We start from the raw sequence: 15,884 nt of genomic DNA, 5'->3' as shown, positions 1-15,884 counted from the left end.
GTTGGTCAGCCGAGGCTCCACGGTAATCCGCAAAGAACCATTTTTACACGGACAACCCCTAGTCCGCGCGACCCACGGCTTGGGAGTGCTCGCGTGTGGCTGTGAAGCAAATCTTCGGTGCACGTTCCTGCGCCATCTGCAGGTTGACGCGACTGGGTGCCAGGTAGACCAGGGCTCCGGAAGCATCGAGCGCAAGATGGGTTGCCGCCTTCTCACGGAACTCTTCGAGATCGGAATCGCTCTCAGCCTGGATCCAGCGCGCAGTGTGGATCTGGACCGGTTCGAAACTCGCTTCCACGCCGTACTCGTCCTTTAACCGATAGGCCACCACCTCGAACTGCAGGGTTCCGATTGCCCCGAGGATCAGGTCGTTGGACAACAGTGGCCGGAAAAACTGCGTGGCTCCCTCTTCAGACAACTGGGTCAGACCCTTTTGCAAATGCTTGAGACGCAACGGGTCCCGCAGGCGGATGCGCCGGAACAGCTCGGGGGCAAAGCTCGGTATGCCGGTGAACTGCAACGGATCGCCGACGGTGAACGTGTCGGCGATGGCGATCGTGCCGTGGTTATGAATGCCAATGACGTCGCCCGGGTAGGCGTGCTCGGCCAACTCACGCTCGGACGCCATGAACGTCAAGGCATCGCCAAGCCGCATCTCCTTGCCCGTGCGGACATGGAGTGCCTTGATGCCGTGCTGATAGCTGCCGGAGCACACGCGCAGGAAGGCGACGCGGTCGCGATGCAATGGATCCATATTGGCCTGGATCTTGAACACGAAGCCACTGAAAGCCGGCTCCTCTGGCGAAACCTTCCTCAGGGATGCGTCGCGTGGCTTGGGTGCCGGCGCATGCGTGACGAAGAAGTCGAGCAGCAACTGGACACCAAAGTTGTTCACCGCCGAGCCGAAGAATACCGGAGTCTGCAGACCTGCCAAATACAGTTCGCGATCGAAGGGATGAGACGCGCCCTGAACCAGGGCCAGCTCCTCCCGGACCTCATCGAGGAGCTGCGCTCCGACGCGCTTGACCAGTGCAGGATCCTCTATGGATGGGAAGATCGTCGAATCCTGTCGCGTGAAGTTCTTGCCAGTTTCGAACAGGTGGACCTCGCCGGTCATCAGATGGATCACGCCCTTGAGCCTCGATCCCATGCCGATCGGCCAGGTGATCGGTGCGCAGGGGATGTCGAGGACGCGCTCGACCTCGTCCAGCAGTTCGACCGGCGACTTGCCTTCGCGGTCGAGCTTGTTGATGAAGGTCATGATCGGCGTGTCCCGCAGCCGACAGACCTCCATCAGCTTGATCGTGCGCTCTTCCACGCCCTTGGCGCAGTCGATGACCATCAGCGCCGAATCGACCGCGGTCAGCACACGGTAGGTGTCCTCGGAGAAGTCGGCATGCCCCGGCGTATCGAGCAGGTTGACGATGCGGCCATCGTAGGGGAACTGCATCACCGACGAGGTGACCGAAATGCCGCGTTCCTTCTCCAGCGTCATCCAGTCGGACGTGGCGTGCTTGGCTGACTTCCGGGACTTGACGCTACCGGCCTGGCGAATGGCGCCGCCAAACAACAGAAACTTCTCGGTCAGGGTGGTTTTCCCGGCATCCGGGTGCGAAATGATGGCAAACGTGCGGCGGCGCGCGGCCTCCGCGGTATGGGTCGGCATAAGACTCCCTCAAGCGCTGTGCGCTGTAACCACGTCTTGACGATCTAGGCCCAGGCTGGGTCTAGGGCGGCATTGGCGTGGTCGTGGGAGAAGAATGGGCCATTCGCGCTCAATTTTAACCCAGCACGAGGCCCCTCTGGATGGCCTGGTCGATAGAGGTGCCATAGGCGTCTGCAGGGGCGTCTCCTCTCGGACCGTTTCGTACGTGCCACCGGTGAAATCTGGAGCAAAAAGACGATCAGGCGGGATAATTCAATATTATCCCGTATAACTATTTTCGCCGACGAGCGGTCGTCTACCTGCTTTAATAGTATGTAATTACATGGTATGTAATACATTACGAAATAAAGTGAGGTGGCACGATGGCGCGCGCAGGACTCTATAAGAGTGACGTCCAGAAGGCGCGCGACGCGCTGCTGGCCCAACGCAAGAAGCCGTCAGTCGACGCGGTGCGAGTGGCCTTGGGCAACACGGGCTCCAAGACCACGATCCACCGCTACTTGCGTGAACTGGAAGGAGAGGAAGGCGGCGGTCCGGCGAGGACGGTAGCCGTTAGTGATGCTTTGCAGGACTTGGTTGCGCGCTTGGCCTCGCGGCTCCAGGAGGAAGCAGAGGCCATCCTCACCCAGGAGCGTGAGCGCCATCAGGCTGAGCTCCACAGTCGGCAACAGGCGCTTTCCGGTGCCCAAGAGGAGGCTGCCGCCTTGAGCAGTCGGCTGCAGCGCACCGAAGCAAGCCTGCACCAAGAGCAAGCTGCTCACGCCCTCCTTCAACAGAATCTAGGTGACAGGATCGCGGAAATCGCCCAGTTGAACGAGCGCATCGCTGGCATGACGGTGCGGCTGGCTGATCATGAGGCGCATACGCGTTCTCTGGAGGACAAGCATGCCCATGCCCGGGAAGCGCTTGAGCACTACCGCACTTCAACCAAAGAGCAGCGTGAGCAAGAGCTTCGCCGTCACGAGCATCAGGTCCAAGAGCTGCAAGTAGCCTTACGTCAGGCCAATGAAGCCTTGGGCGCGAAGAATCAGGAGCTGTTGGTGCTGAACCGCGACAATGGTCAATGGCTGGAGCGCCACGGGCGGATTGAGCGTGAGCTTGCCCAGCTACGACAGGCCCACGAAGGCCAACACAGCGAGGTCGTGGCGTTGCGCCAGACCGCGACGGACTATTTGGCACTGCAGGAGCGCTGGAAGACTGACGCCAAGACCTTGGATACCATGCGCAACGAGCTAGCTCAAGTTCAAGACACCCTTGCGCGGGAGCGTGAGCGCCGCGAGAGCGCTGAAGCCGATGCGTTGCGTGCCAATGCACGTCTTGAAGCGCTAGAGCCTCTACTGAATCAACTGACGCCAGCACAAAATGCGGTGAAGAAAACTCGGCGCGGCCATGCGCAAGATGGGGGAGCCGACTGACGAGGCTGCTCGTTTGTCTGCTAGCGGCTGGGGTGGCGCTCACCTGTCCAGTACGCCCATTCCATAGGGACGACCCAATCTACAAACAGTTTGGCTACTGAGGACTCCGGTGCCAAATGATAGGGCTTGAACATGCCTTGCTCGGGCGAACTGGTCATCAGGTAGCGCAGGCGCTTCTGGACCTCCTGAAAGATGGCTTCCCGCACATGGGCGCTGTCGTGCACGCCAAGACGCATCGCCACCGAGGCACCTTGGCGTACCGCCGCCCAGCAGCAGTAACGCCACCGCGCGATCGGCAAGCCCCGCGGTCCGGATTGAAAGACGAACCCCACATCACGTGCCCAGCCTGGGTCGAAGTGATGTTTGAGCAATTGCTGCTCCAGAAACTGCTCGGTCTCCCAGAGTGCAAGTTCATCCCACAGCTCCAGTTTCGCGTCCGCCAAGTCTACATCGTGTGCCATATCGCCGAGTTGGTCTTCCAGCACCGGGAGCAGGTGCCTGCGCTCGTGGGTAGACCAGGCGAAAGCCCATTGCAGATCTTCGATGGGCGTGACCTCGGCATCGGGGCGGATCTGCCATCGATCCGCTGGCCAGGGAACTTGGATCAAGGCCAAGTCTCGCAGCGTGTCCAGCACCAGCAAGGTGGAGCGGCGTGTGGGCGCCACCGGTAGGCGTCGTAGCTGCGCGGCTAACAGTGCGGCTAGGAAAAGGGTGCCACGAAGGCCCAACTCCTCGATGCTGGCGACCCCAGATGGCGTCATTGACGAGGTTCCGGGCATGCGGTTTCCGGGGATGAGGGAGCGGCGTGGCTCCTGGGGGGGGGGGGGGCGGCGCTACCGGTGTCGCCGGTTGCCTCAAAGCTAAGAATATCTTAGTATGCAAGGCAGGGTACATCCGCCATCCTTATGGGGTCTCCATGGGGTGCGCGCGTGACTTTGTCCGTCGACTCAACACCGACCTTCGCTCGACGCCTCAAACAAGCCCGCCTGCACACGGGTTTGTCGCAGAAGGAGTTGGGCATCCGGGCCGGTCTGGATCCTCACGTGGCCAGCCCCCGAATCAACCAGTACGAGCGTGGCAAGCACGAGCCCATGCTGGAGATTGCTGAGCGGTTGGCCCAAGCGTTGGGGATCCCCGCCGCCTTCCTTTACACCGACGATGATCTGCTGGCCAAGTTGCTCCTGCGCTGGGGCTCGCTAAGCAAGCAGCAGAAGCGCGAGTTGGTGAAGCTGATCGAGGCCACGCCCGAGAAGTAAACCGAACAAGCGCTCGCCCTATGGGCAACTCTTCGCCTCAACCCGCCCTTTGGGCGCTTCTGGAGGGAGCTGCAGTGTCCGCGGCTAGTGCGACTGACAAGTCGCGACATCTCAGGCTTACTTGAGATTTTGTTCACGACCGATACACACGCGCCTTGTCTCAAGTGATATACCATGTCGCCCGTGTCAGCCTCCTCACTTCTACTGCGACTGTTCCTGATCGCCATGCTCGTGCTTAACGGCGCGTGGTCGGCGTTTGCGTCCGTCAGTATGAACCCGGTCATGGAAGAGCAGGCCAGCGAAGTGGCTGCCGCGGTGCAAGTCGACGAAGACTGCTTCGCCCATCACAGTGCTGAGCATCATCCCGATGCCACATCGATTGAAAAGGCTGGCACTGGGCATGGCGACCATGCCGGTCCCGACTGTTGCAAGTCTTCTGCGTGCCGGTGCGCCTGCGTACACGCTTGCGCGAGCGCACTTCCTGCGCGCCTGCATGTTTCGGTGCAACTGGCCTTGGGCCTGGATGTCATGCCGCTGCCCCTAGGGCATGCGGCACCTGCCTTGCCTCATCTGATCCGACCACCGATCGGCTAAGCGTCCCTAGGCGCCGCAATGGCGCCGTTGGTGTGGCTTGCATGCCTGTTTAGGCCAGCCGCCCGCTCTGTACCACCGCCCGCCGGTGGCAACACGACGCTTGGAGCATTTTCATGTCGCATGATGATTTTCGTGGTCCACGCGGTGGACCGCTGCTGCCTTCGCGGCGGCGATTTGTCCAAGGCTTGGCCTTGGGAGGCGCAGTCGCAGGATTAGGTTTCTGGCCCAAAGCCAGTTGGGCGCTCAAGGGGCCGGGACAACCCAACGTACTATCGGGCACTGAGTTTGACCTGACCATTGGCGAGACGCCGATGAACTTCACCGGCAAGACCCGCACCGCGATCACGGTCAACGGGTCCGTTCCGGCGCCGTTGCTGCGGTGGCGGGAAGGCACCACGGTCAACTTGCGCGTCTCTAATGCATTGCCCGCTAACTCCATCCATGGCGCGGACACCTCCATCCATTGGCACGGCATCATTTTGCCGGCCAACATGGACGGCGTGCCGGGTCTGAGCTTTGACGGTATCGGACGTGGTGAGACCTACCACTACCGGTTCACCCTGCATCAGGGCGGAACCTACTGGTACCACAGCCACTCAGGGTTCCAGGAACAAGCCGGGCTCTATGGCCCGATCGTCATCGACCCATTGGAGCCGGAGCCCTTCAGTTTCGATCGCGACTACGTCGTGATGCTGAGCGATTGGACAGACCTGGACCCGACGGCCCTGTTCGATCGTTTGAAGAAGATGCCGGGCCATGACAATTACTACAAGCGCACGGTCGGCGATTTTGCGCGCGATGTGAAGCGCAACGGCCTGTCGGCCACGTTGGAAGATCGCAAGATGTGGGGCGTGATGCGGATGACGCCCACGGACCTGTCCGACGTCAACGCCAACACCTACACCTACCTGATGAACGGCACGACCTCACTGGGCAACTGGACCGGTTTGTTCCGCAGTGGCGAGAAGGTGCGCCTGCGTTTCATCAATGGCTCTGCCATGACGTACTTCGATGTGCGTATTCCGGGGCTGAAGATGACCGTGGTGGCGGCAGATGGCTTGTATGTCCATCCGGTTTCCGTCGACGAGTTCCGCATCGCGGTAGCAGAAACCTTCGATGTGATCGTGGAGCCCTCCGGGCAGGACGCATTCACCATCTTTGCCCAAGACTCCGGTCGCACCGGCTACATCAGCGGCACGCTCGCTGTGCGCGAAGGATTACGCGCGCCCGTTCCGTCTGTGGATCCCCGGCCGCTGCTGACGATGGCAGACATGGGCATGGATCATGGGTCGATGGATATGTCTGGCGGCAGCAAGGGCATGGAAGGCGGCTGTGGTGCGGCCATGGGCATGCCTGGCATGACCCCATCTGTCAGCGGTAACGCGACCTCGGCCCATGCAGGCCATGCGATGCCCGCCGCCGGCGATGGTGCCATGGCAGGCATGCAGCACGGGGGCATGCAATCACACCCTGCTAGCGAGACCAACAATCCCCTGTTGGACAACCAAGCCATGAGCGTGAGTTCGCGCTTGGATGATCCGGGCAATGGCCTGCGCGATAACGGCCGTCATGTGCTGACGTATTCCATGCTCAAGAGCACCTTTGAAGACCCTGACGGACGCGACCCCGGTCGCGAGATCGAGCTGCATCTGACCGGACACATGGAGAAATTCTCCTGGGGCTTCAACGGTCAGAAGTTTTCCGATGTCGAGCCGCTGCGGCTGAACTACGGCGAGCGTATGCGCATCGTATTGGTTAACGACACGATGATGACCCATCCCATCCATTTGCACGGCATGTGGAGTGACGTGGAGGACGACAACGGCAACTTCATGGTGCGCAAGCACACGGTGGATATGCCGCCAGGTAGCCGACGCACGTATCGCGTGCGTGCCGATGCGTTGGGCAGCTGGGCGTTCCATTGCCACCTGCTTTATCACATGGAAGCCGGAATGATGCGCACGGTGAGGGTCGACGAATGAACATCAATAGACGCGATACCACCCTGACTGCGCTGACGGCTATCTCGCTGGCCCTGGCCAATGCGGCCAGCGCCCAATCTATGCAGCACGGCTCCATGCAGATGGAGCAGGGCGCGCAGACCCAGACTCAGGATCACTCTGCACATCAGGCACCGACATCAAAACCTGCGCCAGCCCAAAAGCCTGCAACACCGGCCAAGACGAGCGAAGCGACGATCGATCATGCGGCGATGGGCCACGCCGAGCCGCAGGCTAACGCAGCCGAGCCTGCCATGCAGGGCATGGACCATTCGCAGATGGGGCACGGCTCGCCCGCGAGCACACCTGCGGCGCCCACAGCGCAGGCGCAGTCGATGCAGGGCATGGATCACAGTCAGATGGCACAGCCCGCTGCAGCCGACACCTCCGGCACGGCCACGCCTGCGATGCAGGGGATGGACCATTCGCAGATGGGCCATGATTCGCCCGCGCCCGCTACACCAGAAGCGGGAATGCAATCGATGGAGGGCATGGACCACAGTCAGATGGGACACGGGCCTGCAGCGCCAACGCAGCCGCGCACCCCGATTCCCGCGGTGACGGACGCGGATCGCAAGGCGGCCATCGCGCCGGAACACGCGCATCCGGTGCATGACAACTCGATCAAGAGCTACGTGCTGCTCAATCGCCTGGAAACCTGGGATGCCGATCCGGGCACCGGGCTGGGCTGGGAGGGCCAGGGCTGGATCGGTACGGACCTCAATCGCGTCTGGCTCCGCAGTGAAGGCGAACGCACGGATGGTCAGACCGAGTCGGCTGATCTGGAAGTGCTTTACGGCCGCAGTATCTCCACGTGGTGGGATGTGGTGGCCGGTGTGCGTCATGACTTCAAGCCTGGGGCATCGCAGAACTTCGCCGCTATCGGTGTACAGGGCTTGGCGCCGATGAAGTTCGAAGTGTCCGCCACAGCCTATCTCGGCGAAGGGGGCCAGACTGCCGCCAATGTCGAGGCCGAGTACGAATTGCTGCTAACCAACCGGCTGATCTTGCAGCCGCTGGTGGAAGTCACCGCCTATGGCAAGAACGATCCATTGCGCGGGATAGGTTCGGGTCTGAGTGCCGCTGAGGCGGGGCTACGACTTCGCTATGAGTTCACCCGAAAGTTCGCTCCCTACATCGGCGTGGTGTACGAGCGCGCGTTTGGCAATACCGCAGACATGCGACGCGAGCATGGCGAGTCCTTTGAAGACACGCGCTTGGTCATCGGCCTTCGTACCTGGTTCTAAGGGGAACTGACAATGAAATCCAACAAAAAGATGTGGGTATGGCTCGGTGCCGGCGTGGCATTGGTTGCGGTGGTCGCAACCGCCACGCTCTCTCTGGGCGTGTACAACGTGGCCGCCGACGATCCGCATAGTCGCCCGGTGTATGCGCTACTTGAAACGGCGCGCGAGCGTTCCATTGAGGTGCGCGCCGCCAAGCTTCAGCTACCCACGAACCTTGATGATCCTGAGCGTATCCGCCAGGGTGCGGGCAACTACAACGCCATGTGCGTGACCTGCCATCTTTCACCAGACGCGGCGGCCACCGAGATGAGCAAGGGCCTGTACCCCGCGCCACCGAACCTAAGCAAACAGCCGGTCGCTCCAGCTGAGGCGTTCTGGGTGATCAAGCACGGCATCAAGGCCAGCGGCATGCCCGCTTGGGGCGGCAGCATGGACGATGAGTTCATATGGAACATGTCGGCCTTCCTGCAGAAGTTGCCCACGCTGGACGCGACTGCGTACAAGGAACTTGTCGACAGCAGCGAGGGCCATTCGCATGGCGGCGGCGAGACGCAAGGCCACCATGACGACGAAAAGGCCGAGGATCACCCTGCCTTATTCGAGCCGGGCAACAACTCCATGCCGCATGCGCACCCGCCGGGCGTGGACGACGATCACCACGGCCCGACACCCAGCGACACGGAAGTCGGGTTGGTGAGCCACGGCCATCCCGACGGCAAGGTGGAGTCGCACCCTGCACCACACACGCCCGTGGCCGATGACGGCCATGCGCACCCCCATTGATCTCCTTGGAGCCCACGCAATGAACGCAACAGCAATCTCGTTCACCCTCGCACTGGCACTGGCCGTCGTGTCCCCCGCAATGGCGCAGGCGACACAGCCGCACGCACATCACCCCGCTGCCGCGGCATCTGCGGACGTCGACGTCCCAGTCACTGCAGAGGCCGCGGTCGCCGTAGCGGAGCGTTTCAACAGGGCCCTGTCTAGCGGCGATCTGGCCACGGTCGAAGCCCTGCTCGCTGCCGACGTTCTCATCCTCGAGTCCGGGGGCGCCGAACGCAGCCGCGAGGAATACATGGGCCATCACGCAGTCAGCGATGCGGCGTTCCTCAAGGGCGCCCATCGCCAGCTGCTCCGTCAGCGCGCACGAGCCGCTGGCGAGTTCGCGTGGGTCGGAACCGAAAGCGAGTTGCATGCCCAGAAGGACGGCCAGCCACTGACCGTCCAGAGCGACGAGACGATGGTGCTGAAGGAGACCGCGGACGGCTGGCGGATCGTCCACATCCACTGGTCCTCGCGGACCAAGCGCTGAGTCGAGAGATTGAAATGACTACGCTCACATTGCACCGTCTGACTTTTGTGGTCCTTGCCGTGGCTGGTCTGGGTGCTTGCACCCAGGATGCTTCATCCGCGCAACCCACAACCTCGCCCTCCGCACAGGTTGTCGTCCAATCAGCCGACGCGACTCCAGCAGCCCTGCCACGCATGACCGTCCACAAGACCCCGACCTGCGGGTGCTGCGGTGTCTGGATCGACCACGTGCAGAAGGCGGGATTCACCGTGGATGTGCACGACATGGATGACCTGGGTCTGGTCAAGGAGCGGTTGGGTGTCCCCTATGCAAAGGGCTCCTGCCACACGGCCGAGATCGGCGGATACGTCATCGAAGGCCACGTTCCGGCCGCGGACATCAAGCGTCTCCTCGAAGAAAAGCCGAACGCACGCGGCCTGGTCCTCCCAGGGATGCCGCTTGGTTCTCCGGGCATGGAGGTCCCGGAGGGACGCCAGCAGCCGTTCACGGTCGAGCTGATACATCGCGACGGAACCACTGAACCGTTCGCACAGCACTGATCCGTCGCAGCAACAGGGGACGGTGTTGCGGGCGCGCCGATTCTCGCCCGCGAGGAAGAAGGAGAACTACATGACTCACCATTCCGCAGCACACCGGCCCCAGGCCATGAACGAGTGCATCGACAACTGCACGCAATGCCATGCGATCTGCCTGGAGACCATCAACTACTGCCTGACCAAAGGAGGTGTTCACGCGGCCCCGGAGCACATCGCCCTGTTGGCGACGTGTGCCGATACCTGCGCAACCAGTGCCGACGCGATGCTGCGCGGTGCCAGCGTTCACGACGTGGTTTGCGGTGCCTGCGCGGAGATCTGCCGCCAGTGCGCCGATGCATGCGACGCCATGAACGACCCTGAGATGACGCGCTGCGCCGAAGTTTGTCGCCGCTGCGCGGAAAGCTGCAGCGCCATGGCAGCGTAATGCGTCGAGGATCCCGCCTGAGCCGGTGGGATCCTCGTCTCGCGAAAGCGGAAGTATCAAGAAAATCCGACAAATCGTGGTTTCAGTGACAGTCCGACATCTAACGCTTGTCGCATCGAACACAGCGCGGCCCCTCCCGAACGGGCTTTGCATCACATTCCAATGAGGATTTATCCATATGAAGTCGTCCAACGTCATTCGCTCCTTCGCGCTCGTCCTCGCAATCGCGGCCGGGCAGTTTTCGCTGCAGGTCGCGCACGCCCACGCCGCGCTGCAGCAGTCCACACCGGCGGCAAATGCGGTGGTGGCCTCGCCAGGCCAGATCGATCTCGTGTTCAACGAGACATTGATTCCGCGGGCGTCGCGTCTCAAGTTGCTCATGAAGCACGGCAGTTCCACCATGCCGATCGAGAATTTCACGACCGAGATCGTCAACAACGGCAAGACCCTGCGTGCCAAGTTGCCTGGACCGCTGGCTCCGGGCGTCTATACCGTGGAATACCGCGCCGTCGGTGGTGACAACCACCCCATGCCGGGCAGCTTCAGCTTCACGGTGCGCTGAGGAGTCGCGAATGTTCGACCTGTCGGCTTATGCACTGAGATTCTTGGAATACCTTGTCATCATGGTTCTTTTCGGGGTTCCACTCTTCGGTTGGTACGGGTCGCGTCGATCGGCACTCGCCGACGCCTTGGCCGGGTGGTCACTCATGGGCGTTCTATTGGCGGGTGCCGTAGCCGGTCTCGTGCTCACCGGGCTCGATGTCGTCTTCAAGACCGCGGGCATCATGGGAATGCCGCTTGCCGAGGTTGATCGCGCATCGCTTGGCTGGTATCTGCTCGAGACGTCCGCGGGCCGGGCAGCCATGGCGAGAGGCGCGCTGCTGGTCGCCCTGATGTTCGTGCTCGGATGGCATCGTCGCCGCGGGAAGGTGGAGACCGCCTTCCCGCTGGGGGCGATGCTGGCGGGCGGCGCACTCGCTTCGCTGGCATGGAACGGCCACGCCGCCGCTGGCGAGGGCTTGGCTGGCGCGGTCCGGCTTGCTGCAGGCATCGTCCATCTTCTCGCGGCAGGCGGCTGGATCGCAGCGGTCCTGATGTTCCTTGCCATGCTGCTGCGCGGCAAAGAGACGAACGGCAGCGGGCGTCTGCGATCAACGCATGACTTTCTGCATGGTTTTTCGACGCTGGGAACGATCTTCGTTGGTGCGCTCATCGTGTCCGGCATCGCGCACTACGGGGATCTCACCGCGTGGTCGTTTTCGGCCCTGTTCCAGAGCACCTACGGGAAGTTGCTGCTTTTCAAACTGGCCCTGTTCGCTGGAATGCTGGGTTTGGGAGCGCTGCACCGATGGACGCTGGTGCCGCGCTTGGAACGAGCGCTGACCAGCGGAGATCCCGCGCAGGAGGTGCGGGCTTTGCGGCAGAGTGTTACGGCTGAGGCCGCGCTGGCCATCTTGATCCTGATTGTTGTTTCAGTGCTCGGGACGCTCAGCCCCGAATAGCTGTGTAACCCGCAATGGCACACTGCCTTGGCAGTCCATCCCCACTAAAGCGAGCATCGGCATGAACTCACCGTCGTCCCATGACCATCACCATTCTGCAGGCGCAGCCCCTGTCGAGGCTGCGGATGGACGGGTCATCACCAATCCCGTCCGCTATACGGACGATGCTCCCCAGCAAGTTGAAGTGACCGCCCCAGCAGCGGTGGCCCAACCCAGCGGTACCCACGCCACGGTCTACACCTGCCCGATGCATCCGCAGATTCGTCAGCCAGGTCCCGGCACCTGTCCGATCTGCGGCATGGCGCTGGAGCCGGAGATGCCCTCGCTGGAGGAGGACGACAATCCAGAGTTACGCGATTTCACCCGAAGGTTCTGGTGGACGTTGCCTTTGACGTTGATCGTCCTGGTCTTGGCCATGCTGGGACACCGTCTGCCCGGCTTGTCCACGCAGGCGCGCACCTGGATTGAGCTCGTGCTGAGCGCCCCGGTGGTGCTCTGGGCGGGGTGGCCTTTCTTTGAGCGCTGCCTACAGTCCATCGGCAATCGCAGCCCCAACATGTGGACGCTGATCGGCATCGGCGTGGCCGCCGCGTTTGGCTACAGCGTGGTGGCCACCGTGGCACCGGACCTGTTTCCGGACTCTTTCCGCGAGCATGGACGGGTAGGGGTCTACTTCGAGGCGGCAGCGGTCATCGTCTCGCTCACCCTGCTCGGACAGCTGCTGGAACTGCGGGCGCGTTCCAAAACCTCGGCGGCCATCAAGTCCCTGCTGGGATTGGCGCCCAAGACGGCTCGCCGCGTCAAACCCGATGGGGGCGAAGAGGACGTTGCGCTGGATCACGTGCACGTGGGTGATCTGCTTCGCGTACGACCGGGCGAGAAGGTGCCGGTCGATGGGGAAGTCATCGAAGGCCGCGCCAGTGTCGATGAGTCGATGCTGACCGGTGAACCCATTCCGGTGGAGAAGGCTGTCGGTGATCACGTTATAGGCGCCACGCTCAACGGGACGGGCGCCTTAGTCATCCGGGCGGACAAAGTCGGATCCGGGACGGTACTGGCGCAGATTGTGCAGTTGGTAGCCCAAGCCCAGCGCTCCCGCGCGCCGATGCAGCGTATGGCGGACAAGGTGGCGTACTGGTTTGTCCTGGCCGTGCTGGCCACGGCGGTGCTCACGTTCTTCGGATGGGGTCTGTTTGGACCCGAACCGTCCTGGACCTTTGCCGTCCTCAATGCCGTATCGGTTCTGATCATTGCTTGCCCGTGTGCCTTGGGTTTGGCTACCCCCATGTCGATCATGGTCGCCACTGGCCGCGCTGCGCAGGTCGGGGTCCTGTTCCGCGATGCTCAGGCGATCGAGCAGCTACGTCTGATCGACACGTTGATCGTGGACAAGACCGGTACGTTGACCGAGGGGCGTCCAGCCTTTCGCGACACGCTCTCCAACGCCGGCTTCGACGCCGATCAGATCCTTTGTTTGGCCGGCAGCTTGGAGCAGGGCAGTGAGCACCCCTTGGCCGAGGCCATCGTGGCTGAAGCCCAGCGACGTGGCTTGAACCTGGTGGCCGCCCAAGATTTTGATTCGCTCACCGGCCAAGGCGTCCGCGGGCGCGTGTCCGATCAGGATGTCGTGCTCGGCAACCAAAGCCTGATGGCGTCGGTTGGCGCCGATGTAGCACCTTTGCAAAGCAGCGCCGAGCGTCTTCGGAAAGAAGGCGCTAGCGTGATGTTCCTGGCGGTCAATGGTCGGTTGGCCGGCGCCATTGCGGTGGCTGATCCCATCAAAGCCACGACCTTGCCTGCCTTGAACCTGCTACGTGCCGATGGCCTGCACGTGGTGATGGCCTCCGGTGACGCACAGGCGACGGCCGAGGCCGTGGGGCGCACGCTGGGCATCGAGGATGTGCGTGGTGGCGTCAAGCCGCAGGACAAGGCCGACCTGGTCCAGCAACTCAAAGCCCAGGGTCGTCGCGTGGCCATGGCTGGCGATGGCATCAACGATGCGCCGGCCCTGGCGGCAGCCGATGTGGGCATCGCGATGGGGACGGGCACGGATGTGGCCATGTCCAGCGCCCAGCTCACCCTGGTCAAGGGTGATTTGAGGCGCATCGTGCAAGCCCGTGCCATCTCGTCTTTGACGGTGGCCAATATGAAGCAGAACCTGGGCTTCGCCTTCGTCTACAACGCCATCGGCGTGCCTATCGCCGCCGGCTTGCTGTATCCCAGCTTCGGCCTTTTGCTCAGTCCGATGATGGCGGCCCTGGCCATGAGCCTGAGCTCGGTTTCGGTGGTCACCAATGCCCTGCGTTTGTCCGGCTCCACCGTTGTTGCCACCCCCCACCCTGACCGCGCCGATGAGCCTGCGCGCGGCCATTCCTGTCACTGATGGCTCATATCCCACAAGGAGTACTGCAATGAAGCATTATGCCTCCCTCTCGATGATGGCCTTGTTCCTGATGGCGGGCGCGGCCTTCGCCGGCGGCCAGACCACCACGCCCACCACCGACCACGGTCAGCACAAGCCGGCGGCGGCCGATGCCGATTTCACCAAGCTCGATGCCAACAAGGACGGCTCGCTGTCCAAGGAAGAACTGGCCAAGCACAAGCTGGCGCCGCACTTTGGCATGCTCGATAGCAACAAAGATGGCAAGCTGAGCCCGCAGGAATTCGCTGCCGGCAAGGGTATGTAAGTGTTCTCAGCCCGGGAGCTGTTCCAACAGTTCCCGGGTTCTTCCGCCGTTCTGCCATTCCCACGGAGATTGTTATGTCCTCTTCGCACGGTACGCACGAAAACGCGCAAGACCCGCAGTCCCAGCACGCAAAACCGCACGCCTCACACCAACCTGCCCACCAGGCACAACAAGGGCATCAAGGCCATTACGGCCGCCTGTTGTTGATGATGGGCCTGTCTTTCGTGGCCATGTACGCATTGATGTACGCAATGGTCGATCAGTGGGCTAACGTCTATAACAACGTGAACCAGTTCTACATGGCGGGCCTGATGGCCGCTCCCATGCTGCTGATCGAGCTGTGGCTAATGTCCAGCATGTACCCCGATCGCCGACGCAATCTGATTCTGGCTGGTCTGACGGTGGCGTTCATGCTGTTCTGCTGGTGGGGCATTCGCACTCAAGCAGCGGTCACTGACAAACAGTTCATCCGTTCGATGATTCCCCACCACGCTGGCGCCATCCTGATGTGTGAGGAGAATCGTCTGAAGGATCCTGAGTTGGTGAAGCTCTGCCAGGACATTATTACCTCGCAGACACAGGAGATCGCGCAAATGAAGCAGTTGCTGGCTGAGCGTTCCCATTAGCTCACTGCCTTTTGCCAGCCGATATCACTTCACTGAGCCTGCGCACTGACCATTCGGTGGATCAAACGCGCGGCCACACGTGCGGTGGCTTGATCCGGATCCAGGGGCGGACACAGTTCCGCCACGTCGACCACACGTACCTTGCCCGAGGCCATGACCAGATCCAGCAGGGCTTCCAGGACCTCCAGACTCACCCCGCGTGGGTTGGGGGCGCTCACGCCCGGGGCCACCACCATTGAGTACGCCGGCAAGATCACCAGCGGCTTGGGTAGCTACACCCAGTGGCGTGGCTTGGGCTCACTGCGTATGGGCAAGAACCGTTGGACCGGCGTCTATTCGGCGCAGTACATCGGCAGCGCGGACGACATCATCGCCGTGCCCGACACGATCGGCTCGCATGTGTCCAGCGTGGTGTACCACAGCCTGCAACTGAGCTACGGCATCAAGAAGAAGTGGGATATCTCCGCCGGCGTTGAAAAAGTGCTCGATAAGAAGGCGCCGTTCGTGAAGAACAACCCCAACACCGACACCGACACCATGACGTACGACTTGCTGGGTCGTCGCTGGAATGTCCGCTTTGGTTACCACTGGTAAGCCACGATCACGAGGAGCTACACAT

The 15,884-nt window shown here is 62.0% G+C and carries 18 protein-coding genes; 15 read left to right on the top strand and 3 right to left on the bottom strand.

Annotation, left to right across the window (positions count from 1 at the left end):
* Positions 1-58 precede the first annotated feature (58 nt).
* The gene (locus PDM28_RS09770; RefSeq protein WP_005413425.1) at positions 59-1,666 is read right to left on the bottom strand and encodes a peptide chain release factor 3; all 1,608 of its coding nucleotides are present in this window, start codon (positions 1,664-1,666) and stop codon (positions 59-61) included.
* Positions 1,667-2,028: 362 nt separating this feature from the next.
* On the opposite strand from PDM28_RS09770, the gene PDM28_RS09765 reads away from it, so the two are divergent.
* Positions 2,029-3,081: a DNA-binding protein gene (locus PDM28_RS09765; protein ID WP_021201903.1), complete on the top strand. Its 1,053-nt coding sequence runs from the start codon at positions 2,029-2,031 to the stop codon at positions 3,079-3,081.
* A gap of 20 nt (positions 3,082-3,101) precedes the next feature.
* Here PDM28_RS09765 and PDM28_RS09760 read toward each other — a convergent pair whose 3' ends face one another.
* Positions 3,102-3,860, bottom strand: coding sequence for a hypothetical protein (locus PDM28_RS09760; RefSeq protein ID WP_223224790.1), 759 nt, complete (start codon positions 3,858-3,860; stop codon positions 3,102-3,104).
* A gap of 126 nt (positions 3,861-3,986) precedes the next feature.
* Here PDM28_RS09760 and PDM28_RS09755 point away from each other — a divergent pair, with 126 nt between their 5' ends.
* The 13 genes from PDM28_RS09755 to PDM28_RS09695 all read left to right on the top strand — a co-directional run bounded on the left by PDM28_RS09755 (position 3,987) and on the right by PDM28_RS09695 (position 15,265).
* Entirely contained in the window at positions 3,987-4,337 is a 351-nt protein-coding gene (locus PDM28_RS09755; RefSeq protein ID WP_043033515.1) for a helix-turn-helix domain-containing protein, read from the top strand.
* A gap of 174 nt (positions 4,338-4,511) precedes the next feature.
* Positions 4,512-4,931 (top strand): transcriptional regulator CopL, encoded by a 420-nt coding sequence (gene copL / locus PDM28_RS09750; protein ID WP_012480218.1) that lies wholly within the window; start codon positions 4,512-4,514, stop codon positions 4,929-4,931.
* Positions 4,932-5,044: 113 nt separating this feature from the next.
* Positions 5,045-6,913 (top strand): copper resistance system multicopper oxidase, encoded by a 1,869-nt coding sequence (locus PDM28_RS09745; protein ID WP_311184595.1) that lies wholly within the window; start codon positions 5,045-5,047, stop codon positions 6,911-6,913.
* Entirely contained in the window at positions 6,910-8,178 is a 1,269-nt protein-coding gene (locus PDM28_RS09740; protein WP_005413421.1) for a copper-binding protein CopB, read from the top strand. Before PDM28_RS09745 ends, PDM28_RS09740 begins: the two co-directional genes overlap by 4 nt.
* A gap of 12 nt (positions 8,179-8,190) precedes the next feature.
* Positions 8,191-8,961, top strand: a complete 771-nt coding sequence (locus tag PDM28_RS09735; RefSeq protein ID WP_005413420.1) for a c-type cytochrome — start codon at positions 8,191-8,193, stop codon at positions 8,959-8,961.
* 19 nt (positions 8,962-8,980) lie between these two features.
* A complete protein-coding gene (locus PDM28_RS09730) occupies positions 8,981-9,490 on the top strand; it encodes a nuclear transport factor 2 family protein (protein ID WP_031269112.1) in 510 nt (169 codons plus the stop codon).
* 14 nt (positions 9,491-9,504) lie between these two features.
* Entirely contained in the window at positions 9,505-10,029 is a 525-nt protein-coding gene (locus PDM28_RS09725; protein WP_012480214.1) for a DUF411 domain-containing protein, read from the top strand.
* A 70-nt stretch (positions 10,030-10,099) separates the two neighbouring features.
* A complete protein-coding gene (locus tag PDM28_RS09720) occupies positions 10,100-10,450 on the top strand; it encodes a four-helix bundle copper-binding protein (RefSeq protein ID WP_012480213.1) in 351 nt (116 codons plus the stop codon).
* A 178-nt stretch (positions 10,451-10,628) separates the two neighbouring features.
* A complete protein-coding gene (gene copC / locus PDM28_RS09715) occupies positions 10,629-11,012 on the top strand; it encodes a copper homeostasis periplasmic binding protein CopC (protein WP_005413416.1) in 384 nt (127 codons plus the stop codon).
* 10 nt (positions 11,013-11,022) lie between these two features.
* Positions 11,023-11,952, top strand: coding sequence for a copper homeostasis membrane protein CopD (copD, locus tag PDM28_RS09710; RefSeq protein ID WP_017354978.1), 930 nt, complete (start codon positions 11,023-11,025; stop codon positions 11,950-11,952).
* 247 nt (positions 11,953-12,199) lie between these two features.
* Entirely contained in the window at positions 12,200-14,335 is a 2,136-nt protein-coding gene (locus PDM28_RS09705) for a copper-transporting P-type ATPase (protein WP_024957401.1), read from the top strand.
* A gap of 28 nt (positions 14,336-14,363) precedes the next feature.
* Positions 14,364-14,639, top strand: coding sequence for an EF-hand domain-containing protein (locus tag PDM28_RS09700; protein ID WP_311184594.1), 276 nt, complete (start codon positions 14,364-14,366; stop codon positions 14,637-14,639).
* Between the two features lie 74 nt (positions 14,640-14,713).
* Positions 14,714-15,265: a DUF305 domain-containing protein gene (locus PDM28_RS09695; protein WP_031269107.1), complete on the top strand. Its 552-nt coding sequence runs from the start codon at positions 14,714-14,716 to the stop codon at positions 15,263-15,265.
* Positions 15,266-15,294: 29 nt separating this feature from the next.
* Here PDM28_RS09695 and PDM28_RS09690 read toward each other — a convergent pair whose 3' ends face one another.
* Entirely contained in the window at positions 15,295-15,483 is a 189-nt protein-coding gene (locus PDM28_RS09690) for an arginase family protein (RefSeq protein ID WP_187756563.1), read from the bottom strand.
* Between the two features lie 88 nt (positions 15,484-15,571).
* Here PDM28_RS09690 and PDM28_RS09685 point away from each other — a divergent pair, with 88 nt between their 5' ends.
* Positions 15,572-15,859, top strand: coding sequence for a TonB-dependent receptor (locus PDM28_RS09685; protein WP_005413409.1), 288 nt, complete (start codon positions 15,572-15,574; stop codon positions 15,857-15,859).
* Positions 15,860-15,884 lie beyond the last annotated feature (25 nt).

It is taken from the genome of Stenotrophomonas aracearum (genome assembly GCF_031834615.1).
Taxonomy (GTDB): Bacteria; Pseudomonadota; Gammaproteobacteria; order Xanthomonadales; family Xanthomonadaceae; genus Stenotrophomonas; species Stenotrophomonas aracearum.
Note: the sequence above shows the minus strand (reverse complement) of the source record. Positions and strands in the feature narration are given on the sequence as shown.